The sequence below is a fragment of the Aeribacillus sp. FSL K6-3256 genome (assembly GCF_037965805.1).
Taxonomy (GTDB): domain Bacteria; phylum Bacillota; class Bacilli; order Bacillales; family Aeribacillaceae; genus Aeribacillus; species Aeribacillus composti.
The window spans coordinates 1,506,156-1,528,518 of the sequence record NZ_CP150188.1 but is presented as its reverse complement, the minus strand read 5'-3'; the positions used below and the strand labels follow the sequence as shown (position 1 = coordinate 1,528,518).

Annotated in this window: 18 protein-coding genes, 1 pseudogene and 2 CRISPR repeat arrays (1 of these 21 running past the window's edge); of the genes and pseudogenes, 1 reads left to right on the top strand and 18 read right to left on the bottom strand. The window is 39.7% G+C overall.

Annotated elements, in window-relative coordinates:
• Window positions 1–195: 195 nt before the first annotated feature.
• From NSQ84_RS07390 to NSQ84_RS07325, 14 genes are all read right to left on the bottom strand, one after another.
• Window positions 196–1,500 carry an MATE family efflux transporter gene (locus NSQ84_RS07390; RefSeq protein WP_339212524.1) on the bottom strand — a complete coding sequence of 435 codons (1,305 nt, stop codon included), beginning with the start codon at window positions 1,498–1,500 and terminating at the stop codon, window positions 196–198.
• 11 nt (window positions 1,501–1,511) lie between these two features.
• A complete protein-coding gene (locus NSQ84_RS07385) occupies window positions 1,512–2,285 on the bottom strand; it encodes a dipeptide/oligopeptide/nickel ABC transporter ATP-binding protein (RefSeq protein WP_063388255.1) in 774 nt (257 codons plus the stop codon).
• 91 nt (window positions 2,286–2,376) lie between these two features.
• Window positions 2,377–3,171: an ABC transporter ATP-binding protein gene (locus tag NSQ84_RS07380; protein WP_130157864.1), complete on the bottom strand. Its 795-nt coding sequence runs from the start codon at window positions 3,169–3,171 to the stop codon at window positions 2,377–2,379.
• 12 nt (window positions 3,172–3,183) lie between these two features.
• Window positions 3,184–3,996: a nickel transporter permease gene (gene nikC / locus NSQ84_RS07375; protein WP_133309130.1), complete on the bottom strand. Its 813-nt coding sequence runs from the start codon at window positions 3,994–3,996 to the stop codon at window positions 3,184–3,186.
• 2 nt (window positions 3,997–3,998) lie between these two features.
• Entirely contained in the window at window positions 3,999–4,940 is a 942-nt protein-coding gene (gene nikB, locus NSQ84_RS07370; RefSeq protein ID WP_066248451.1) for a nickel ABC transporter permease, read from the bottom strand.
• On the bottom strand, window positions 4,941–6,464 hold the full coding sequence (gene nikA, locus NSQ84_RS07365) for a nickel ABC transporter substrate-binding protein (RefSeq protein ID WP_339212520.1): 1,524 nt from the start codon (window positions 6,462–6,464) through the stop codon (window positions 4,941–4,943).
• Window positions 6,465–6,808: 344 nt separating this feature from the next.
• Window positions 6,809–7,675: an alpha/beta hydrolase-fold protein gene (locus NSQ84_RS07360; RefSeq protein WP_327873965.1), complete on the bottom strand. Its 867-nt coding sequence runs from the start codon at window positions 7,673–7,675 to the stop codon at window positions 6,809–6,811.
• 349 nt (window positions 7,676–8,024) lie between these two features.
• A complete protein-coding gene (locus NSQ84_RS07355) occupies window positions 8,025–9,050 on the bottom strand; it encodes an iron ABC transporter permease (RefSeq protein WP_063388261.1) in 1,026 nt (341 codons plus the stop codon).
• Complete coding sequence (locus tag NSQ84_RS07350) at window positions 9,043–10,050, bottom strand: iron ABC transporter permease (protein ID WP_063388262.1); 1,008 nt, start codon at window positions 10,048–10,050, stop codon at window positions 9,043–9,045. The genes NSQ84_RS07355 and NSQ84_RS07350 overlap by 8 nt, the downstream gene beginning before the upstream one ends.
• A 20-nt stretch (window positions 10,051–10,070) precedes the next feature.
• A complete protein-coding gene (locus NSQ84_RS07345; RefSeq protein WP_339212517.1) occupies window positions 10,071–11,060 on the bottom strand; it encodes an ABC transporter substrate-binding protein in 990 nt (329 codons plus the stop codon).
• A 66-nt stretch (window positions 11,061–11,126) separates the two neighbouring features.
• Window positions 11,127–12,809, bottom strand: a complete 1,683-nt coding sequence (locus NSQ84_RS07340) for an AraC family transcriptional regulator (protein ID WP_327873966.1) — start codon at window positions 12,807–12,809, stop codon at window positions 11,127–11,129.
• A 609-nt stretch (window positions 12,810–13,418) separates the two neighbouring features.
• Window positions 13,419–13,619, bottom strand: a complete 201-nt coding sequence (locus tag NSQ84_RS07335; RefSeq protein ID WP_130157852.1) for a hypothetical protein — start codon at window positions 13,617–13,619, stop codon at window positions 13,419–13,421.
• 81 nt (window positions 13,620–13,700) lie between these two features.
• Window positions 13,701–14,596: direct repeats of the CRISPR family, unit length 30 nt; unit sequence GTTTCAATTCCTTATAGTTAAGATAAAAAC.
• Window positions 14,597–15,224: 628 nt separating this feature from the next.
• Entirely contained in the window at window positions 15,225–15,719 is a 495-nt protein-coding gene (locus NSQ84_RS07330) for an IS3 family transposase (RefSeq protein WP_339212757.1), read from the bottom strand.
• Between the two features lie 284 nt (window positions 15,720–16,003).
• On the bottom strand, window positions 16,004–16,240 hold the full coding sequence (locus tag NSQ84_RS07325) for a transposase (protein WP_327874106.1): 237 nt from the start codon (window positions 16,238–16,240) through the stop codon (window positions 16,004–16,006).
• Window positions 16,241–16,494: 254 nt separating this feature from the next.
• On the opposite strand from NSQ84_RS07325, the gene NSQ84_RS07320 reads away from it, so the two are divergent.
• Window positions 16,495–16,812, top strand: a complete 318-nt coding sequence (locus tag NSQ84_RS07320) for a hypothetical protein (RefSeq protein ID WP_063389469.1) — start codon at window positions 16,495–16,497, stop codon at window positions 16,810–16,812.
• A gap of 294 nt (window positions 16,813–17,106) precedes the next feature.
• On the opposite strand, the pseudogene NSQ84_RS07315 reads toward NSQ84_RS07320, so the two are convergent.
• From NSQ84_RS07315 to NSQ84_RS07300, 4 genes and pseudogenes are all read right to left on the bottom strand, one after another.
• Window positions 17,107–17,668 (bottom strand): annotated as a pseudogene (locus NSQ84_RS07315) (reverse transcriptase domain-containing protein); the annotation flags it as partial.
• A gap of 618 nt (window positions 17,669–18,286) precedes the next feature.
• Window positions 18,287–20,152 carry a fructose-specific PTS transporter subunit EIIC gene (locus tag NSQ84_RS07310; protein WP_339212514.1) on the bottom strand — a complete coding sequence of 622 codons (1,866 nt, stop codon included), beginning with the start codon at window positions 20,150–20,152 and terminating at the stop codon, window positions 18,287–18,289.
• 13 nt (window positions 20,153–20,165) lie between these two features.
• Window positions 20,166–21,080 (bottom strand): 1-phosphofructokinase, encoded by a 915-nt coding sequence (pfkB, locus tag NSQ84_RS07305; RefSeq protein WP_130158789.1) that lies wholly within the window; start codon window positions 21,078–21,080, stop codon window positions 20,166–20,168.
• Window positions 21,081–21,082: 2 nt separating this feature from the next.
• A complete protein-coding gene (locus NSQ84_RS07300) occupies window positions 21,083–21,832 on the bottom strand; it encodes a DeoR/GlpR family DNA-binding transcription regulator (RefSeq protein ID WP_094245600.1) in 750 nt (249 codons plus the stop codon).
• A gap of 301 nt (window positions 21,833–22,133) precedes the next feature.
• Window positions 22,134–22,363: direct repeats of the CRISPR family, unit length 30 nt; unit sequence GTTTCAATTCCTCATAGTTAAGATAAAAAC (it continues 199 nt past the right edge of the window).

Here is a 22,363-nt window from a genome sequence, read left to right as displayed (position 1 = left end):
TTGATGATGACTGAAGTATTATAACATCCTTTATTTTCCGCTAGTATCATGATGCACGAGATGATCAAAAATAATTGCTATGTTTCTTTGCTAAATGAAAAATTCCGCATATACAGTGATCGTGATCTGTAAGTTAAGGCATATCTTTATGTGTCCAATCGTTTGATAGACTCAGCACTTAGGATCACCGGCACCTCATTTTTTGAATAAAGTTCTGTTTAATGCTGGAACATACATAGCTAAAAACACGGACCGACCGAGGCTGAAAACAATAAAAGCAAGCCACAAACCGTGGTTATAATACATCGGAATCAAAATAAAAAGACAAACTATATATACTGCAAGAGAAATCAGCATGGAATTGCGAATCGGATTGGTCATGGTCGCTCCTGTAAAAACACCGTAGAGAATTAAACCGAAGCTTGCCGCAAGTGGAAATATCGTGACCCAAATACTGTAGGAGCTGGCCAGTTCGATCACATTCTGATTTTTCGTAAAAACAGGAATGATCGAATCTTTAAACAGTATATAAATAAGCATCATAAACAAGGGGGAAATTATCGCCCATTGCCCTGTCAACGATAAAGTGCGTTTATACAAAGCTTCATCCTTTGCACCGACAGCTTTTCCGACGAGAATACTGCTGGCATTGGCAAATCCGTCTAAAAAGTACGCCATGATATAATGAATTTGAATGAGAACGGCATTGGCTGCCAGTATTTCGGTACCAAAAGAGGCACCTCTCGCTGTAAAAAGATTAAACACGGTTAACAAACAAATCGTGCGAATAAGCAAATCCCGATTGACCTCCATCATCTTCTTAAATTCTCCTGCATTCCACAGCTCGCTGCTAGGAATGGAGAAAAGGCGAAGATCGGAAGACTTTAACACGATATACATTCCAATGAGAAATGCAGCCACTTCTGAAATCAATGTAGCGGCGGCTACACCATTCACATCTTGATGAAAAACGTTCACAAACAACAAATCAAGTACAACATTTAATAGATTCATAAATACTTGTAAAAATAGCGAAATTTTAACACGAGACATTCCCATGAGCCATCCTAGAATGACGTAATTCGCCAGCGTAAACGGGGCTCCCCAAATGCGGATCGAAAAATATTCGTCCGTGAAAGTCATGACTTTCTCATCCGGATGAATAAGCGTTAATGCGATATGCTTCATCGGCCATTGAACGAGGATAAATAGAATGCCGACGGCTAACGCAATGAGGAACGGTCTTACGAAATATAAAAAACATTGCTTGGCATCTTGCGCACCATAAGCTTGTGCGGCAAAGCCGGACGTACTGACCCGCAAAAAGCCAAACAACCAATACATCGTATTAAAAATCATCGTCCCTACAGCTACGCCGCCAATATACGCTGGATCAGGAAGCTGTCCCACTACTGCCGTATCGACAGCTCCTAATAACGGGGTGGTGATCGTTGAAATGATAAGCGGAATCGCCAAAGATAGATAAGTTCGGTGAGTCATTATTATCCCCCTTAACCTTCAAACAAGTGAATGAGCATTTTTGTATATGGGTGGCGAGCTTGAGAGAATATATCATTCTTTTGAAAGCAGTCAATAAAAGCCCCATCTTTCATTACCAAAATGCGCTCGCTTAAAAAATGAACCGACGGGAGATCATGGGAAATAAATAGATAGGATAATTCCAATTGTTTTTGCAGCTCCTTTAAAAGAGTTAATATTTGCCCTTGTGTATAGACATCTAAGCTTGCTGTCGGTTCATCTAAAATGATCAAAGACGGCTGGATGCTAATCGCACGAGCAATGGCAACACGTTGTTTTTGCCCTCCGCTTAACTCGTGGGGATAGCGATAAAGATAGCGGTCCGCCATCCCAACCATCTCTAATAGCCGCTTTGCGCATAATTCACGGTGCTCTCTTACATCCTGCAAATAAATGGGGCAGATATTACGATGTGTATCTAATGCCTCCATGACAGAATCGATGATCTTTCGTTTTGGATTTAAAGCCGCTGCCGGATTTTGAAACACCGCTTGCATACAATGGCGAATTTTTCGAATTTCTCTTTTAGTCATTTTATGCAATGGTTGGTCATGTAAAAAAATTTCGCCTTCGCTTATTTTTTCTAACATAAGCAAGCAGCGCGCCAATGTACTTTTCCCGCTGCCGCTTTCACCGACAAGCCCGACGCATTCGCCTTTTTGTATCGATATCGACACCCCGTTGACTGCTTGATGACCTGAAGCATAAATTTTTTTGATATTTTTGGCCAATAATAGATCTGCCATTATGACATATTCCTTTCCATTGCAAAATCCAGTTTAACAGGCGAGGCAATACGCCTAATCGCTGGTACAACGCTGAATGACCGCTCGGCCTTCACGTGATCACTTCATGCATTTTATTCGGCAAGGTTGGAGCGGCACTCAATAATTGCTTGGTATAAGGATGACGAGGATGGTGAATAACATTTGTTTTCGTCCCTGTTTCGACAATCTCCCCTTTCTTCATTACTGCAACAGTATCGGAATATTTCCTAGCAAGCCTCAAATCATGTGTAATAAATAATATTGCACAATTGATTTTCTCTTTGATATTCGCGATGACCTCTAACACATGTGCTGCTGTCATACTGTCAAGCGCAGTGGTAGGCTCATCAGCAATAAGCAATTTCGGATTCAGCATAATGGCCATAGCAATAGATGCACGCTGCAGCTGTCCACCACTTAATTGAAAAGGGTAACTATTGTAGACGCGTTTTGCAGGGAGTTGTACGTCTTCCAATGCTTGAAAAGCGATTTCTTTTCTTTCGTTTTTAGTTAAAGAACAATGAGCTTGGATCATTTCATCCATTTGCTTACCGATTTTTATAAAAGGAGTAAACGAGCTTTGATAGTCTTGGAAAACATAAGATATTTCTTTTCCCCGTAAATTCTGAAATTCTTTATTCGATAAATGAGTCATATCCTTGTTGTCAAACTGAATATGCCCGGAGGCTATCCACATTTCTTTCGGCAGAAGCCCTCCAATCGCAGAAGCTGTGATGCTTTTGCCGCTGCCGCTTTCGCCAATTAATGTAAACCATTCTCCTTTTCTGGCAATTATATTCACATTTTCAACAATCGGCTTATTTCGAAAATTAATTTGCATTTGATCAATAGTTAATAATGACATACCATCTCCCCTTTATCCTTTTACATCAAAACGGTCTCGCAATACATCACCAGCTAAATTAGAAACTAGAACAGTAAACATAATGGCAATTCCAGGAATAAACATTAAATATGGCGAGGTGTGAAAATATGGTGTACTTTCGTTCAGCATCGCCCCCCATTCAGGAGTTGGCGGCTGCGCTCCTAAGCCGATGTAAGATAAGGAAGCGATCAACAAAATAATTTTTCCAAGATCCAACGTCGCTAAAACGAACACATTTCCCACGACATGGGGCAGCAAATGCTTACGAATAATTTGAAATGTGCTTAAACCATTGACAACCGCCATTAAAATGTAATCTTTTTCTTTCTCAGATAACACCGTGCTGCGGACAAGCCGCACATAGCTTCCCCATTTCGCTACAACGATTGCAAAAATTAAATTTAACATACCGGGGCCTAAAATACCGCTCAGTACAATTGCGACAATAAAATCAGGGAAAGCTAGAAAAGCGTCTATGATTCTCATCAAATAACGATCGAAACGGCCTCCGACAAATCCTGAAAACATGCCTAACGGAACGCCGATCAACAAAACAATGCCCAATACGAGAATACTCGTTCCGACCGTTACTTGCCCTCCCGCTAGTATGCGAGAAAATAAGTCTCGCCCCAAATAATCCGTTCCGAAAAAATGCTCCGCACTTGGTTTCAGCAGACGTTCATTCATATTGATTTGCAACGGATCATATGGAGCAAGCAGCGGAGCTGTCAAGATGACAAGAAAAAAGGCAAATAGTATAAAAAGAAGCGTTCGTGAGTGCGTCCAATACATTTGTCTAAACATTTTCAACGTCTCTCTACTCCTTTTAAACGTATCTCAGGGTTTAAATAACGGCAGCAAATATCAACGAATATATTAATCAAGACAATCAAAATCGTAATAAACAATACATACCCTTGAATGACCGGGTAATCCCGGCGAATAATCGCATCTACCACCATTTTTCCAATTCCCGGGTATGCAAACAGTACTTCAATGACAACTGTGCCGCTTATTAAACTCCCAAGACTCATACCAAAAATCGTTATGACAGGAATTAAAGAACGGCGGAAAACGTGGAATAAAAATATCCGTTTTTCACTAATCCCTCTTGCCCTTGCCGCTTTCACATAGTCCTCATTCAAGCTTTCTAGTAAACTGGAACGCAGCAATCTGACATAAACAGCTGACATCGCGATTCCTAACGTAAGGGATGGCAGGATGACGTGTTGAATCGTTCCCTTTCCCATGCTTGGCAATATCCCTAATTGAACGGCAAATAATTCAATGAAAAGGAGCCCCAGCCAAAAGCTGGGGATGGATGAACCGACTAGTGCAAACAAACGGCATATATGGTCCACCCATTTATTTTTATAGAGTGCAGATAAAGTGCCTAAAGGAATAGAAATCAGAATCATTACGATTAAAGAAGTGCATGTGAGCGTAATGGTCGCAGGAAACCTTGATAACAACTCAGAAACTACCGGCTGCTTTGTTATATAGGAATGGCCTAAATCAAACTCGAAAAATCGTTTCAACCAATACCAATATTGAACGTATATAGGTTCATGTAACTTCAGTTCTTCTCTTAGCGCTTCAATTTGTTCTTTCGTAACGGACACTTCATCTACTTGAAGCATCTGTTTGACAGGATCGCCAGGTGCTAGTTTTATAAATATAAAACTAATGAAAGACAGCAGAAGTAAAAATATGATGAACTCTATGAATCGTTTCGCTACTTGAATCATTTACCCTTCCACATCCAAATCTTTTGTTAACATATAATACTCGCTTTTACTAGTCACCCAATTTTTTACTCCGTCACGATAGGCAACAATAATATTTGGATGTACGATAAAGGAATGGAGAGTCTTCTGATCAATGATTTTTAATGCTTTCTTCGCCAAATTGTTCCGTTCGTTCACGTCTACCGTTTGGTTCAATTGTTGAATGCTAGCTGTTAATTCTGGATGGTTAATACTCGCGTAGTTCAGCGCTCCGTTCGGCATGTATGTCGCATTCAAAAAGTATGCCGCATCTCCGCGCGGAGCCGTCACACTGCTGTATGTAGCAAAATCCCAATCATCATTGGCCGCTAAATACTCATCAATATTTTCCACTTGCTGAATCGACATCTCTATGCCAAGTTCCTTCGCCTTTGATTGGAGAATTTGTACAATTAAAGGAAGTTCAGGACGCGATGCGTATGTTAGCACTTTAAGCCGAACGGCCTTTCCGTCTTTCGTAACTTTTCCGTCTTCTACTTGAAAGCCTGCGTTACTAAAATACTGTTTCGCCACCTCTATTCCGCTTTCCTTTTCTTCATAGGATGGCGCAAACGGAGAACCAGCGAAAAAAGGACCTTTCGCTTCAACGGCATGTCCATTTAAAATATGTTCAACAATTTCCTTCCGATCTATTAAAGCATCCATCGCCTTGCGCACATTTTCATCTTTCATATAGGAGCTCTTCATATTATAAAACAGCTGATGTGTACGCAAACTTGGAACTGATTCTATTTTTACATTTTCTTCTTTTAATTTTTCAAGATTTTCTACCGGCGGTCTAAAAATAATGTCCGCATCTCCTGATTGAAGCGCCATTTTCCGTGCATTGGCATCCTCATTGAAAGCAAATGTTGCTTTTTCAAGCTTTGCTTTGCCATCCCAATACTTTTCAAATCGTTCGACCTTCAGCTCTACCCCAGGCTCAAAAGAAGTAATTTTAAATGGCCCCGTACCGATTGGCCTTTTATCAATATCTTTTTCATCAACATCGACGATCGCTGTATTTGGATGTACGAGTTCTGAAGGAAATTGCGGGAATACTTCTTCCGTTTGAATCGTTAACAATTGACCATCGGCTTTCATTTTGCTGATTTTTAATGCCGCTTGAACAGATGGACTATCGTTGATTGCTCTTTCTAACGAGGCCTTCACCGCTTGAGCATCAACTTTTTTCCCATTATGGAATGTAATACCTTCTCTAATTTTAAACGTCCAGTTTTTCCCATCTTTACTTTTCCATTCTTCTGCAAGCCAAGGTTCAATTTTTTGCTGTTCACTAATTTTGACAAGCGTCTCTCCTACTCCCGCACGAACTATCGTATAGTTCGTGTCTAAATGCGGATCGAGTGTGTTGGTTGGAAAGTTAAAAAGCAATGTTAATTCTTTGCTGCTCTTCTCCTTTTCTTTTGAGGAAGACTGTGAGCATCCGACAAGCAAAAAAATTGTTGTTAAAAGTATTAATATGCTTTTAAAATATCGAAACATTTTCTCACCTTCCTAAATCGTAATGATTACTATTTTTATTTTCCTATCATACATATATTCGCTATTTTTGTAAATATTATTTCGAACAAAAATAATTCAAAATCACATATTTTTGAAATGTCCATTTATTTCTCGACATTCCCACTTCAAAAAATTGATGAGTTTCTTCCAAAAATTCCATCCTGAATCACATATAAGGCAAAATTAAAAGGCATGAGTCCGGTGTAATACCGAATTCATGCCCAAACAGTTGCCTAAATTTCCGTGTCTAACTTTTTGGGTTCAGTTCAAATTTTTGAAAAAAGTTCGCTCTCTTTATTAAGCATGATAAGAGCCTTGACAGATTATGTGCCCTGCTTTTCGCTTAGTGCAAACCTCACAGCACGGTTAATCAACGCCGGCAGCACGGACACATGGCCTTCATCCTCAAATTCTTTAAATTCCACGTGAAAATTGTTTTGACCGAGTCGTAATAGTCGTTCTGCAAGCTCTTTAGCGTTCGCATTCATGCCGCTTTTATGGAATTTTTCCAATTCTCCTACAGTGATTAATAATCGTATATGATGCTTATCATTTTCTAGACTAGAGATAAATTTTTGCTCTGCACCAAGTAGAAGCGATTTATTCCAATGAATGGACGGGCTGCCTGCGATATACGTATTGAAGGCGTACGGCTTTGTAAACAATGTTTGTAATACGAAGAGGCCGCCGAGTGAATGACCAAAAATCGCTTGTCTGTCTTTATCAATTTTGAACCTGCTTTCGATCAGCGGTTTAAGCTCCCCATCAATAAATTGCAAAAACTGTTCCGCTCCGCCATATTCTGGTCTGTCTGTCCCCTCTCGTCTCGAATACAATTCCGAAGCTGGCGGAGTCAGTGTAAAATCATAGTAGCGTTCAGGAGAAAACGGTTTTTCGATATGGTAACCGATGCCGACTACTAGTGCTGGAACGATTCCTGTCCTTTCGGGCCGCCTTGATTGGATACGGACTGCCTCAAACATTGTTCCGAATATAGCATTAGCATCCAAGAAATAAATAACTGGAAAGCCTGAAGGAGGAGGAGGCACATCAGGTATACCAAGCAAAATTTTGTATTGCCGATTTTCTTTTGAACGTATTAAAAATTGTTCAGTACTCGGAATGCTAACTTCTCGGCCAGCAGTATCTTTGTCCATCACATCAGCTTGTTTATCTTTTTTCCTATGCATGGTTAAACGCCTCCATATCATGGATTGATATCATCGGGGCAAAAATTACAACCCTCCAAATGAACATTTCAATCTCTTTTCCAAAGCCGACAAACATATGTATTCGCAACTGGTACTCTATTCTCTGACGGGCAAAACGGGCTCTTCCTTCATTAAAACAACCTGATGGGTAGCCGATATTTTGAATGGATCACCTTCTATGGTTCATAAGACTTTACCTAGTATTTAAGACATCGCTTAGTAATGCCAAAATGGTGCCGAACGATGATTCTCATCTATATGAAAATAATTAGGTCAGATGATGCGGGATGACCTTTGAACTTATGAATCATTTACACAATTCCACGTTTCATTTTTTACTATCTTTAAATAATAAATAAATGAAATAAGGAACACCGATGATGGAAATGACTATCCCGACTGGCAATTCAGCTGGAGAAAAAACAGTTCTGGCAATATAATCGGAGACAATGACCATAAGCATGCCGACCGTTCCGCTGACGGGAATTAGCCAAAAATGATGGATTCCGACCAAACGCTTGGCGATGTGCGGTGCTATCAAACCGACAAATACAATGTTTCCTGCCACAGAGACACAAGCGCTCACAATTCCGATACTGCATAAAAGGAACACATTTTTTTCTTTTTCCGTACGAATTCCCAGTCCTATTGCTCTATCTTCTCCTAATTGAAGCAAGTCGAGTATATACGATTTTTTTATAATAATAGGAACTAATATGACGAGCCAAGGCAAAATAGAGACAATGTATTTCCAATTAGCATTCCATATACTTCCATTCAACCAAACTGTCGCCATTTCAAAATCCTGAGGGTTCATTTTCAAGGATAAAAACATAGACAAGGCCCCAAACCCAAATCCTATTGCAATTCCAACCAAAATCGCTCGTTCGGAATCTAGTTTTCCATTTCGCCATGAGAATAAATAAATCAATAGTGCTGAAGCCAGTCCGCCTATCCAACCAAACAGCGGCATCGCCAAAGTTGACAGCCATCCGCTTCCCGTTATTTGCCCTTCAAAAAAGAGCATAAAAATAACGATAGCGGCTCCTGCCCCTGAATTGATTCCTAAAACGCCAGGGTCTGCAAGTCCATTTCTGCTGATCCCCTGTAAGGTTGCACCCGCCACTGCGAAACCAAATCCAATCAATGAAGCTATTAAAATACGGGGCAAGCGAAATTCAAATATGACCAAATCATGCTCAGAATTGGGATCAACCCGCAGCAAAGTCTTTACTATATCGATAACTTTAATATCAAATTCACCGTTTGTTAAGCTGACATATATTGCAGCAAAAATAAAGACTATACTGATCAGCATCACTGTCCAAAATCGTCTCGCCATTTGTTTATGCATATGTTCCTCCTCCTCTCTTGTAAATTAAATAGAGGAAGAAAGGAACTCCGATTAGGGAAGTGACAACTCCAATAGGAGTCTCAAACGGGTAATTCAAAAATCTGCTTAAAATATCGGACAGTGCTAAAAAAATACCTCCAAGTACTCCGGCACAAGGAATAACCCACCTATAATCGATTCCAATTAAAAATCGGGTTATGTGCGGAATGATTAAACCAACAAATCCAATATTTCCTGCCAAGGCAACAGAAATACCAGTCAAAATGACGGTGCTGGCCATTGCTAACGCTTTGACCAACACCGTTTTCTGTCCTAAACTCACAGAAACTTCTTCACCTAAAGAAAGAATTGTGAGCGATTTGGAAATATAAAGAGCCATTATGATCCCGACAATTGCAAAAGGAATCGCAAGTTTTATTAGAAAGGGATCCATCTGATGCAGCCGGGCATTATACCAAAAACTGATGTTTTGCGATACTTGAAAATACGTTGACAAGGCAGCGGAAATACTGCTGAGAAACGTTCCAATAATAGTTCCGATGATCGCCATTCGAACGGGTGACATTCCGTTTGGCATAAGCGACGCCACGCCGAAGACGAAGCCAACAGCAATGGCTGAACCGAGTAGTGAAAATATTATCATGCTCAAAGATGATGCATCCGGCATGAAAATCATGCAAAGTGTAATAGCGAAAACCGATCCGTCAGAAACTCCCAAAATCGAAGGGGAGGCAAGATAGTTCCTCGTCATTCCCTGCATGATCGATCCAGATATGGCCAAGAAAATTCCGATTAAAAGTGCTCCAATCGCTCTTGGCAAACGGGAATGTATTACAATTTGGTGATTTACATTTTCCGGATCAAAATGAAAGAACGCCTCCCAAACCGTTTCGAAATTTATATCTTTCGCTCCATAAAGTATAGATAATAGAACTATGAGCACAAACGCAATAGGCGAAGAACATAAAATGAGAATGGATATAGGAATCTTTAAGCGCATATTATGATTCCCGCCCTACATCATTCATTTGCCAATTTTTCAGTCGCTGCTTTTAAGAATTGAATTTTACTCCATGCTGTACCGCCTTGTGCCAACGGATCCACAACGTTTACGAATACTTTGTCGTTTTTAACTGCATTAATGCTTTTCCAGATCGGATTCTTTTGCAATTCCTCTAGTGCTTTTGGATTCTCTTGGTTCTCATCCTCTGAAAATTGGACAAAGAGATAATCCGGATTCATTTCGCTAAATTTTTCTAACGAAATCACTTCCTGCGCTTTGGCATTTTGGATTTCTTCCGGTACGGTAAATCCTAAATCTTCGTATAACGAAGGGTTGAAAAATATATCTTTCGAATAGATCATAATATTACCGCTTCTAATACGAACGATAGCTACTTTTTTATCTTTGAACTTCTCGCCTATTTGTGCTTTCGCCTTTTCGAGGTCATCTTGATATTCCTTTAAAACTTTTTCTGCTAGATCCTGTTTCCCCGTAAGTTCAGCCAATAATCGCAGGTTATCTTCCCAATTTGTTGATATATGAGAAACCGGGATCGTGACAGCAATTTTCTCTAATTTTTCAATAACGTCTGGTTTAAACTTTGTCGTTGCGAAAATGACATCCGGTTTCAGCTTCAGGATCGATTCAATGTTTGGCTGTGCCTTCTCCCCAATCGAAACGGTTGAAGCTGTAATATCCTTGAACATTTCCGGGAACTTTCCCCCAACCGTGATGCCTCCAGCAGGCTCAACGCCCAATACGAGCGCATCCTCCATCGTTTCCATACTGCCGGTGATTACAATTTTTTCTACGTTTTCAGGAACTGTATATTCTTTGCCGAGGTAATTGATCGTTCTCGTTTCACTTGACTCAGCTTCCTTCTTCTGCTCCGTTTTACTGCTTGAATCTCCCCCTGTGCTGCTGGTTTGTTCCTTATTACCGCCGCAAGCCGCCAATAAAAGAATAATTAGCGTGATAAGTCCATAGTAAAGCAGTTTTCTTTTCATAATATAGAATGTCCTCCTATCATCCAATTGATAATAATTATCATTTTTAATTATAAAAAGTCTTTCTTATATATGACCATGGACAGTATCCAGAATTCTTTTTGGACGATTTCCAGAAAAAAGACTTACCATTTCGTCAATTATTCGTTCATGCGCGCTGGCAGAATACTCCAGCCATGGATCTGAGGAAATGAAATAAACGCGATTATTACGAACTGCACTCAATTCTTGCCATGGCAACGAATATTGCAAAGTTTTCCAATAAGCTAACGTTTCTTCTTCTTGGCGAATTAGCAAGAGAAGCCGATCAGGATCTAATTCAATTAACTGATCTATTGTCATTCGTTCATCGCAGGCTAATTGATTGCAATCATACGCAGATGCCAGCTGCAAATCGTGAAATAAAATATCAGTAATACTCCGATTGCAATGAACATACAAATTCTGTTTGGAAATTCGTAAAATGAGGAAAGTATCGTCCTTCACTTTATTTTTCACCCATTCTCGTGCATGCTTTACTTTTCTGTCATAGTTTTTAAGCCAGTCCTCAGCTTCTTGCGTTTCACCTAAAAATTCAGCTGTCAGCAGCAGCTGTTCCCGCCAATTTTTCTCCTGCCACGGAATATAATAAATTGGAGCAACCCGAGATAATTTTTCTTTCTCCATTTCATCTAGATCATCCGTACTTATGACTACTTCAGGTTTTGCTTGAAGCAGCTTTTCGATGTTGGACTCCCATTTTTGCCCATTCCGATAAGCATTGAGATGGACAGAAATATCTGTACGATACTCCTTATAATAATAAGCGGTCCATTTCGGATGAAGCGGCGCAGCATACGGGATGATTTTAAGAGCCAGCAATTGACCGGTAATGGGAGAGCGATAAGCAGCTATTTTACGGCGTCGTCTTTTCATATAATGTGTTGGTGTAACTCCAACCTGCTTCTTGAATTTGCGGCTAAAATAAAATTCATCGTTGTAGCCGATTTGATGGGCAATATCTTTTAGCTTGGCATGAGACTGTGCCATAAGCTGTTTTGCTTTATTGATCCGCAGCTCTGTCAAATAGTCGATAGCACTAATTCCGTACGTTTTTTTAAATAAATCGACAAAATATTTCGGACTGATTTTTGCGATTGCTGCCAATTGCTCGATGGACAAATTCTCATAATAATAATGGTCCATATAGTCCTTTGCCAGTTCAAGCGCTGCGGACGATCTGTTGTGTAAAAAAGATCGGCTTTTCAAAATAATATAGAGCAATTTTTGGAAAGTAAACTGACTGCGGAAGCGTTCCAGCTCGTCATCACTATCCCAATATTGAAAGATCGATTTGCACAATGAGGTGAGTTGATCAAAAGGGAACACTTGAATTTCACCTTGCAGAGAAAATAAACGTCCATCTTTCTCATTTACCATGCATTCATACCTTTGATCGGTTGATCGGAACACCTCAAACTTCAACAGGTAGATTTCTGTTTCATCGAGAGCCTGTATTTCACCTCCATAAGTCTCTCCAGGTATACACGCATACACATGATTTTGTTGAATCCGATACTCGGTTGTGCCCAGCGTCAATTGTCCATGTCCGTTCACCACAATGATAAGAACATGTGAGAAGGTTAGCTGCTGCTCAATTTGCAAATTTCCATTCCGTTTTAATAACTCAATATCTCGAAGTCTAAAAGACAAGTCATCTAAAGATAAATTATTCGAAGCCTCTTTTACAACAAAACTATGTCCACTCATCAGCTTCCACCTTCCTAATTAGTTGTATCTTTATGTCAACTAGCATGTTCATTTCTTTTCAAATATTGGAGGAACAGCAAGGAAAATATTTTAACACAAAGATTATAAATGATAATGATTATCATTATTGTTTATAATCATACCAAATTCTTCTCTTTTTTAAAAGTTAAATGACGAGACAGTTCTTTAGTCTTAATGTTTATCACTTTGGACTCAAGAATTCGATTTAGAAAACGCTAAATACAAATTTGTTTCATATCGAAAAGCGCGAAAAAAAGAATCAACGCGTTGTGGCGTTGATTCACAGATTAGGTTTTTTTGCCAATTTGTTACTAATTGGTCCTTGCAATCATTACGGTTTTCATCACTCATATTTTTGCAATCATTCGCTCCACTTTAACATTTCTTACCCGAAGGATTTGTTAATGTATTATGAAAGAATACACACCGATATAAATGATGTGTTTCCCTGACAATGCCAAAGCTTCGTTAAGATTAAACCAGCTGCTTTACAGCGCTGAATGTGAAATTCTGCGCGTTTTCCATCACAACTGCCCCAAGACCCTATTGATACTTGTACGGGAAGCAGCCAGTAGAAAAAAGAGTCGTTCAAAGTTTTTTTAGCTCTGAAAGGATTTTTTCTAACTCTGCTTCGTCTAACTTCGGAGCTTCTACACACATTTTTTGGGCTTCCATATATTCATTAAACTCTTTTACTATGTCTTCCGGCGCTCCAGGCTTTAGGTGCCAGTTACCCGGTTCATCAACGAAGAAAGGACTTTTTGTAAATTTAGGTTCTTTACACGTCATTTCATGCGCTCCTTTTGTATTCGTCTAGCGCTCATTCATAGCTTCACTTATTAGTAGACTAGCATATTTTTTAGATACAGGGGCTTAATTCCTCATAGTTAAGATAAAAACCAAGTCTCCAGTGGCTGTTTTTCTTGATAAGACAGGGTTTCAATTCCTCATAGTTAAGATAAAAACTTGATCAAAAATACGACATGGCAATTTCCAGATGTTAGTTTCAATTCCTCATAGTTAAGATAAAAACTGAAGAACAGGCTCATTACGATATTGTGGAAGCATGTTTCAATTCCTTATAGTTAAGATAAAAACTTCGGAGAAGACGTGAACATCGTGCAAGATTCTGCAGTTTCAATTCCTTATAGTTAAGATAAAAACTCAATATAATTCTTACTTGCGTTTGGCGTTGCTGTGTTTCAATTCCTTATAGTTAAGATAAAAACTCGATTCGCATAGCTGACTGCCATCCAATCACCTCAAGTTTCAATTCCTTATAGTTAAGATAAAAACTCGATTCGCATAGCTGACTGCCATCCAATCACCTCAAGTTTCAATTCCTTATAGTTAAGATAAAAACTCGATTCGCATAGCTGACTGCCATCCAATCACCTCAAGTTTCAATTCCTTATAGTTAAGATAAAAACATCTCTTGCACTCGCTCTAGGCAGAACTGAACACTCCAGTTTCAATTCCTTATAGTTAAGATAAAAACGAAAATAAAAAAATGGGCAGAGCGTGAAGGGGCAGAAGTGTTTCAATTCCTTATAGTTAAGATAAAAACCATATTGCCTAACGATAGGCGTTAAAGTCATTTGAAGTTTCAATTCCTTATAGTTAAGATAAAAACACCAGGTTTGCCGGGTGGGTACCTGACAGATACCGGTTTCAATTCCTTATAGTTAAGATAAAAACAGCGTTTTGTGAGCGTGATCCCTTCTGCCAGAAGGTTTGTTTCAATTCCTTATAGTTAAGATAAAAACCCCAAAAAACGTTGTTAAATAAGCATTTCATTTTTAATGCTTGACTGGTTATTTTTATTTTAACGAAAAGGGGAATTTTTATCAAATCTTTGATTTGCTTGGGCTCAATGGAGATTTAAAAGAGTCGTCGATCCCCGGGGGATTTTTGCACGATTGGGGGTCGACGACTCTTTTTTATTTCCGTTTAAAACAGATTTCAAAGTTTGCCTGCCGACAATGAAATCCATGTTGTATCAACCATTTTACCTGACCCATCTGTTTTAATAAAGTAAACATCCGGCTCATTCCCTTCTCATTCAATTGAAGGAAGAGTGAGACCATATTTAACATTTTTCTGGAAAAATTGGTTTAGGTCTATTCGATCGGTTCCTACGATCTAAAATAAGAACATGATCTGAAAAATGATTGGTAGTTTTTACTTAAAATTCCCTTTTTTTCTTCCTATTTACCAAAAGTTACATATTTTCTCTTATAATGAAACAGAAGGCTGTTCCACATGTTGGAATCCATTTCGTTTCAATCGGAGGCATGAAGGCAGTGAATGTCAAGTATATCCCTTCTAAATGGGAAAAGACGAAGAAAGGCATTGGCGATCTGGTCGGTCTCGGTGTATGGGGCAAAGGTATGATTAATACTCAAAAATGGCTTGTTTCGCTTCTTTTCGCGTGCGGAATCGATTCAGATAAATACACTCTTTCTTGATGAGGCTATGAAACGACTCCATACAAGCATTGTCGTAACAGTTTCCACGTCTCGACATACTCACTTGAAAATGATGTTCCTGTAAAAGTTGCTGATAGTCATTCGAAGCATATTGGCTCCCACGATCCGAATGATGAATCACTCGTTCCGTTGGTTTTTCGCTGTTTAGAGCCCGTTGTAACGCTTTGATGACTAACTCTTTCGTCATTCGTGTATCGATATACCATCCTACAATCTTACGAGTATATAAATCCATGATACTCGCTAAATACAACCAGCCTTCGTCGGTAGGAATGTACGTAATATCTGCCATCCATATTTCATTCGGAGCCGTTGCTTGGAAGTTCTGTTTCAATAGATTGGCATATACGTTGTAAGGATGGTTACTGTTCGTAGTGGCTTTGAATTTACGGACGGTAATGGACTCAAGCCTTCTTCGCTCATGATGCGAGCGACCGTCTTTTGAGACACACGAATCCCTTGTTTGCGTAGTTCTTGCGTAATTTTCGGACTGCCGTAAATCTTACGGGACTTTAGATACTCATTTCGAATTTGTTGAGTGAGTTGTTCTTTTCGTTCTTTCTGTTTACTTTTCGCACGCTTGAGCCAGTCGTAATACCCACTTCTTGAAACACCGAAAACTTGGCACATCTTCACAACAAGAAATTCATTACGGTGTTGAAAGTTGAAAAATGAAGGCGTAAATTACTTCTGGTTTCTGGTGAAGATACCTAACGCCTTTTTTAGGATCGCTAATTCCTCCTCCAACTCTTGATTGCGACGGCGTAACTCGATGATTTCTTGATTTTGTGGCTTGATGTTGCCTGAACCCACAAAACTCTTTCCGTTGCTTTCTTTGTATTCTTTGACCCAACGATGAAGAGTGTTGTAAGCCAAACCTAACTCTTTTGCCACTTGGGCGATGGACTTGTCCCCCTCCAAGCATAACTCACCGCTTGAATCTTGTATTCTTGATCAAATGTTCTCTTTTTCATGATTGGACACCTCGAACCTATTGTAATTAAGTTTATTATAATCTCCCTGTTCTCCGTGTCCAATTTTTAGACTAACATCAAAGAGATTAATTAAGGATAACTTGTATGAGGGTACATTACCTAATGGTATGAGAATACAAATGAGATTAGATTCCGAGGGTAAAGTTAAGACGGTATATCCGATGTATTAGGGGGGGTATTATGAAATATGAAATTAGTTTTAAGAAGAATGATAAAGGATTGGAAGTAAACGTTCCGAGTTGTATTTCACCTGTAGCAATTCTTCTTATGGGGGATATTCAACGCAATGGTGAACCGTGGATAAATTTAATACACAAGGTTTTAAAAGGTGAATCTAGCTATGAGGAATGTACGGGTAATAACTGTACGTTAGAAATTAAAAAGGACATCACCAAAATAATAGATAATTACAGTGAGGACGAAGAAGAATGCATAATTGAAACGATTGAACTAAAAAAAATTATAGAATTGTGGGTAAGAAAAATAAACAATATTTGAATAAAATAGTTATGCACCTTGATTGGCTATATGCCTTTCAAGGTTCTTTTTATTATTAATGGTTTCGCTCTTAAAATAACTGAACATTAATTTCAGAGTTTATGATGGTTCTACCTACATGGAGTTTGGCAGATATGCATGGTAAAGCGACTAAACCATTAATACCCTTCGAGTACACTTTAAAGCACGTGAGAACGCATTCTCGTGGCGAGAAAGTGGGGGTAAGCTTTTAACTGGTTGTGACAATAATAAACTGTCAAATTATTATTGTATTGTATTTTCACTAGAGACGGTCGTTCCCATGTCCGTTTCCATTACCACTCCATTGATCATCACGCCTGATTGAAGATACCGGCGGATTACCTTCAGTAGAATTCGATCTTTGATCGTTTTCGCCAAGATCCCCATCAGTTTGTCGTGATTCACCTTGTCAAAGAATTTCTCTAGGTCTATATCGACTACCCAACGATATCCTTCTTTGATATAACCCTTTGCTTCCCTAACCGCATCATGTCCCCTTCTACCTGGGCGGAAACCATGCTAGGTTCGAGAAGGTCGGATCAAAGATTTTCGTCAACACTTGGGCAATCGCTTGTTGGATGAAACGATCCGTCACGGTAGGGATCCCTAGAAGCCTTACTCCACCGTTCGGTTTCGGGATTTCGACTCGACGGACGGGTAAGGGCTTGTAGGTTCCTTCTCTCAACGACTGTCAAATGGAGTCCCAATTTTCGTAGAGGTGTCTTCGTAGGTCTTTTACGGACATGCCATCTACTCCGTGACCTCCTTTATTCTGTTCGACTCGTTTCAGTGCCGCCAGGAGATTTTCCCGTGACAAAATCATTTCCATCAACATTGATATCCTCTCCACGTGAACGAATTCTTCTATTTGTGCCATCTTCTGCTCCACCCTCTTGAAGTCCCCCGTGGGATTCACCACTTCCTCCTTCAAGTAAGTCCTATCGGATTGTCTGCTTCCACACAGAAGATGAATGCCTAGCGATTCGTTCTCCTTAATTGTTCAGTCCTTCCTCTTCCATCTCGAGCTTGAAAGAGTACTATGACTTCTGCTGACTTCTGACTGTTCAGCTATCTATCACTAGATAGGTTACCAAGGTTACTTGGCTTGCCAGCCAGACCTCCCCGGGTAAGAGTGTAATCTTTCCTTCCATCCATCTGCTTCATTTACTTTGTATCACCTTCGGCAGAAAGGGCTTTGTTTTGTTGTGCAAACTCACCCAGTGATACCTAGCCTCATATGAAGTTCGTGTTCCGAGAGACCTTAAAGTTTGCCGCTCGCTTCCTTCAGATTCCGCGTCGCCACGGACACCCTTGCGTTAAGCTAACTGCTACTTCTGCCTTCGCAGCTCGGGACTTTCACCCTATAGATTACACCCATGCCGGGCGCACACATAAAAGGGTTCAGACCCTAGATCCGAACCCTTAAAAGAAATTTGCTGCTCGTATTAGTCTTTTATTCTTTTACTTCTTTCTTTAAGAAACCGACCATAAGAGCTGTTACAAATGAACCAATTAAAATAGCAAGTACATATAACCATGGACTGCCGCTTATAAACGGGATGACAAATATGCCTCCGTGCGGTGCTGACAAACCAATTCCAAATACCATCGTTAACGCACCGGCAATTGCGGAACCTACGATAATCGATGGAATTACACGTCCTGGATCAGCTGAGGCAAAAGGAATGGCTCCTTCTGTTATAAAGGTTGCCCCCATAATATAGCACGTTTTTCCTGCTTCTCGTTCTGCTTTTGTAAACTTCTTTTTAAACAAAGTTGTTGCAATGGCTAGTCCTAATGGAGGAACCATACCGCCAGCCATAATCGCAGCATGCGGGGCGTAGTTTCCTGCATCAATCATCGCTAAACCGAATGTAAAGGCTGCTTTGTTGATCGGACCTCCCATATCTACAGCCATCATTCCCCCTAAAATCAAACCTAAAAGAACTAAGTTCCCAGTTCCTAAGCCTTCCAGCCAAGCTTTCAATCCATCGTTAATCGCTTTAACAGGATCATTCACCACATACATCATAATAAAACCTGTAATTAAAATACCGAATAAAGGATATAGTAAAACTGGCTTAATCCCTTCTAATGATTGCGGCAGCACCTGAAAGATTCGTTTTAAAAGAACGACTAAATATCCGGCTAAGAAACCGGCAATTAATCCGCCAAGAAAACCGGCCTCCCCATTTGCTGCCAAAAATCCTCCGACCATTCCCGGAGCAAATCCCGGACGATCCGCAATACTCATGGCAATAAATCCGGCTAAAACAGGAATCATTAATTTAAAGGCATTTCCGCTGCCAATAGTCATCAATGCTTCAGCAATCGGATGGTAAGATGGATCGTTCGGATCGAACGCTTTAATCCCAAAAATAAATGAAATGGCAATCAAGATACCGCCGCCAACGACAAATGGCAGCATGTTTGAAACCCCATTCATGAGGTGCTTATAAAATCCTTTTCGTTCTCCCCGTTGAAACGCTGAATTTGTTTCTTTTCCCGAAGCTTTGTAAATAGGTGCGTCTTTCTTTAATGCTCGTTCAATCAACTCTTTTGGTTGGCGAATGGCTTGTGCAACAGGGACTTCAATGACATGTTTGCCATCGAAACGGTCCATTTCCACTTGCTTATCTGCAGCCACAATGATTGCGTCTGCCTCTTCGATCTCTTCTGGCGTCAGCTTATTTTTGACACCGCTTGAACCATTCGTTTCAACCTTAATGTCAACGCCTAACTCTTTCGCTTTTGTCTTCAAAGCATCCGCTGCCATATACGTATGAGCAATACCAGTCGGACAAGCGGTAACGGCTAAAATTTTTCCTTTTTTAGAATCGGTCTGCTCGCTCTCTTCTTCATTTTCCTTTTCTTTTTCATTGATAATTTCAATGATTTCCTCAGCAGAATTGGCTGATTCAATTTTTTTACGAAACTCTTGATCCATTAACAATGTCGATAAACGGGAAAGTGTTTCTAGATGAGCATTGTGGACGCCTTCACTAGCTGCAATCATGAAAAATAAATGGCTGGGCTTACCATCTAAAGACTCAAAGTCAATGCCTGCTTTTGAACGACCGAATGCGATCGCAGACTGTTTAACTGCATTCGTTTTAGCATGCGGAATCGCTATCCCCTCGCCAATTCCAGTCGTACTTTGAGATTCACGAGCAAGGATGGCCTCCTTAAACGCTTCTTTATCGTGAAGCTTCCCTGCCTTCGCAAGCGTTTCTATTAATTCATTAAGTACTTCCATTTTGGTAGCAGACTGTAAATCTAATATAATCGTCTCTTTCGTTAATAAATCCGTGATTTTCATTATACAATCCTCCTTACCGATAAATTTCCAAGCGAATATTTGGAAGAAGCTGTTCCACGCTTTCCTTTGTACATAAATCTTCTGAAAATGCTGTTGCACTTCCGGCACTGACGCCGTGTTGGAATGCTTTGATCGCGTCATGGTTTTGAATATAGGAGGCTAAGAAACCGGCAACAGTTGAATCCCCAGCTCCTACTGTATTTTTCACGTTACCTTTTGGGACTTTGGCCAATACGGTATGATCAGCATTAATCAATACTGCTCCGTTTCCTCCCATGGTAACGATTACATTCCTTGCTCCTTCATTTTGCAGCTTCTTTCCGTACTTTATTGCATCTTCTACCGTCTCAATGTTTACATGAAACAACTCTCCTAATTCGTGATGGTTCGGTTTTATTAAAAAAGGTCTCATAGGTATCAACCGTTTTAGACTCGGTCCTGATGTATCAACGACAAACGGTATTTCCCTTTCCTGACAAATCGATGCTATCGTCTCGTAAAAATTTTCAGGAACTGTTGGAGGCAAACTGCCAGCAAGCACTAAAACATCATCTTTATTCAAAGAAGAAATTTTTGATAATAGCTTTTCCTGCTTTTCTTTTGAGATGGCAGGTCCATTCCCGTTAATTTCCGTTTCTTGATCTCCTTTCAGCTTTATATTGATCCGGGTAGGCTCTTCCACCTCAGTGAAATCGATGGCAATATTTTCACTAATTAATGCATTCTTAAGAAAGTCTCCTGTAAAACCGCCTGCATACCCTAATACAACACTATCGATACCAAGGCGTTTCAATACGCGGGACACATTGATCCCTTTTCCTCCCGGGAAGTAAAGTGTTTCTTCCGCTCGGTTCAATTCTCCTATTTTTAAGTGATTAATACGGACGTGATAATCAATCGATGGATTTAAGGTAACCGTATAAATCATGATTATTTCACAACCTTTACTGCGGTTTTGGCTGAAAATTCTTCTAAGATTTCTTGATCAATTTCATCTGTAATAATGACGGCATCATTTAAATCTGTAATTTTTGAAAAGGTAAATTCATTAAATTTTGTATGATCAGCCAGAACAAATGACTTTTGTGAGAGATTCATTGCGAGGCTTTTCACAGCCGCTTCTTCTGGATCAGGAGTTGTATAACCAAACTCAAGGTGGATGCCGTTAACACCCATAAAGGCCTTATCAAAACGATACGATTGCAGCCCCTCTTGAGCCCCCTTACCGATGAGAGCTCTTGTGGTCTTTTTCACATAACCACCCGTTAAATAGGTTTCGATATTTTGTTCAAGCAGTGCTTCCAAATGGGTTAATCCATTTGTTACTACTTTTATTTTTTGAGCAGAAATGTACGGGATCATTTGAAAGGTGGTTGTACCCGCATCCAAATATATACAATCACCATCTTGAATGAGACTCGCTGCATATTGAGCGATCATCCGCTTTTCTTCTAAATTCTTTGTCGATTTTTCGGAGATGCTCAGCTCTTCACTTCTTTGTTGAAATAAGGAAGCTCCGCCATGAACTCTCTTTAACTTTTTTTCTTTTTCTAATTGGCTTAAATCTCTTCGAATCGTAGATTCTGACGAAGAGGTTGCCTCCACCAATTCTTGAATTTTGACGACTCCCTTTTGTTCCAACAGCTCTAAAATGATCCGGTGTCTCTCTGGTGTTAGCAGCCTTATCAACTCCCATCTGGATGTTTTCTCTTTCTCTAATTTCATTATAGTGTAAGCACTTTCGAAAATCTATCATTTTTTATCAAAAACATTCAAAAATGATCGTTTTATGACAAAAATCAGTCACAAACGATCATATGACAAGTCCATTTAATCCAAAACGAGAAAAAAAGGAATCTTCTACATCATGTTCGCCAATAAAATAACCCTTTCTCCTACAGACATCTGTCAAGGAGAAAGGGTAGTAAATAAGTTATGAAAAACGTTGCCCTGCGTGTTGTGAACCAGTCCGAATGAATGAGATTTAAGTTCTTATAGTTAAGATAAAAACCTAGCCATCAAGATTTACCTCGACGATAGAAAACAAAAGTTTCAATTCCTGACAGTCAAGATAAAAACAGTGAACATGGATGACATCGAAAGAATACTTAGATGTTTCAATTCCTCATAGTTAAGATAAGAACTGCAGATAGAAAAGGTGTAACTGTTTCAAACTTGTGTTTCAATTCCTCATAGTTAAGATAAAAACCA

Excerpts from the sequence above, each read along its gene's own strand:
- NSQ84_RS07390 (WP_339212524.1), bottom strand. The coding sequence starts at position 1,500 with ATGACTCACCGAACTTATCTATCTTTGGCGATTCCGCTTATCATTTCA.
- NSQ84_RS07385 (WP_063388255.1), bottom strand. The coding sequence starts at position 2,285 with ATGGCAGATCTATTATTGGCCAAAAATATCAAAAAAATTTATGCTTCA.
- NSQ84_RS07380 (WP_130157864.1), bottom strand. The coding sequence starts at position 3,171 with ATGTCATTATTAACTATTGATCAAATGCAAATTAATTTTCGAAATAAG.
- nikC (WP_133309130.1), bottom strand. The coding sequence starts at position 3,996 with ATGTTTAGACAAATGTATTGGACGCACTCACGAACGCTTCTTTTTATA.
- nikB (WP_066248451.1), bottom strand. The coding sequence starts at position 4,940 with ATGATTCAAGTAGCGAAACGATTCATAGAGTTCATCATATTTTTACTT.
- nikA (WP_339212520.1), bottom strand. The coding sequence starts at position 6,464 with ATGTTTCGATATTTTAAAAGCATATTAATACTTTTAACAACAATTTTT.
- NSQ84_RS07360 (WP_327873965.1), bottom strand. The coding sequence starts at position 7,675 with ATGCATAGGAAAAAAGATAAACAAGCTGATGTGATGGACAAAGATACT.
- NSQ84_RS07355 (WP_063388261.1), bottom strand. The coding sequence starts at position 9,050 with ATGCATAAACAAATGGCGAGACGATTTTGGACAGTGATGCTGATCAGT.
- NSQ84_RS07350 (WP_063388262.1), bottom strand. The coding sequence starts at position 10,050 with ATGCGCTTAAAGATTCCTATATCCATTCTCATTTTATGTTCTTCGCCT.
- NSQ84_RS07345 (WP_339212517.1), bottom strand. The coding sequence starts at position 11,060 with ATGAAAAGAAAACTGCTTTACTATGGACTTATCACGCTAATTATTCTT.
- NSQ84_RS07340 (WP_327873966.1), bottom strand. The coding sequence starts at position 12,809 with ATGAGTGGACATAGTTTTGTTGTAAAAGAGGCTTCGAATAATTTATCT.
- NSQ84_RS07335 (WP_130157852.1), bottom strand. The coding sequence starts at position 13,619 with ATGACGTGTAAAGAACCTAAATTTACAAAAAGTCCTTTCTTCGTTGAT.
- NSQ84_RS07320 (WP_063389469.1), top strand. The coding sequence starts at position 16,495 with ATGAAATATGAAATTAGTTTTAAGAAGAATGATAAAGGATTGGAAGTA.
- NSQ84_RS07310 (WP_339212514.1), bottom strand. The coding sequence starts at position 20,152 with ATGAAAATCACGGATTTATTAACGAAAGAGACGATTATATTAGATTTA.
- pfkB (WP_130158789.1), bottom strand. The coding sequence starts at position 21,080 with ATGATTTATACGGTTACCTTAAATCCATCGATTGATTATCACGTCCGT.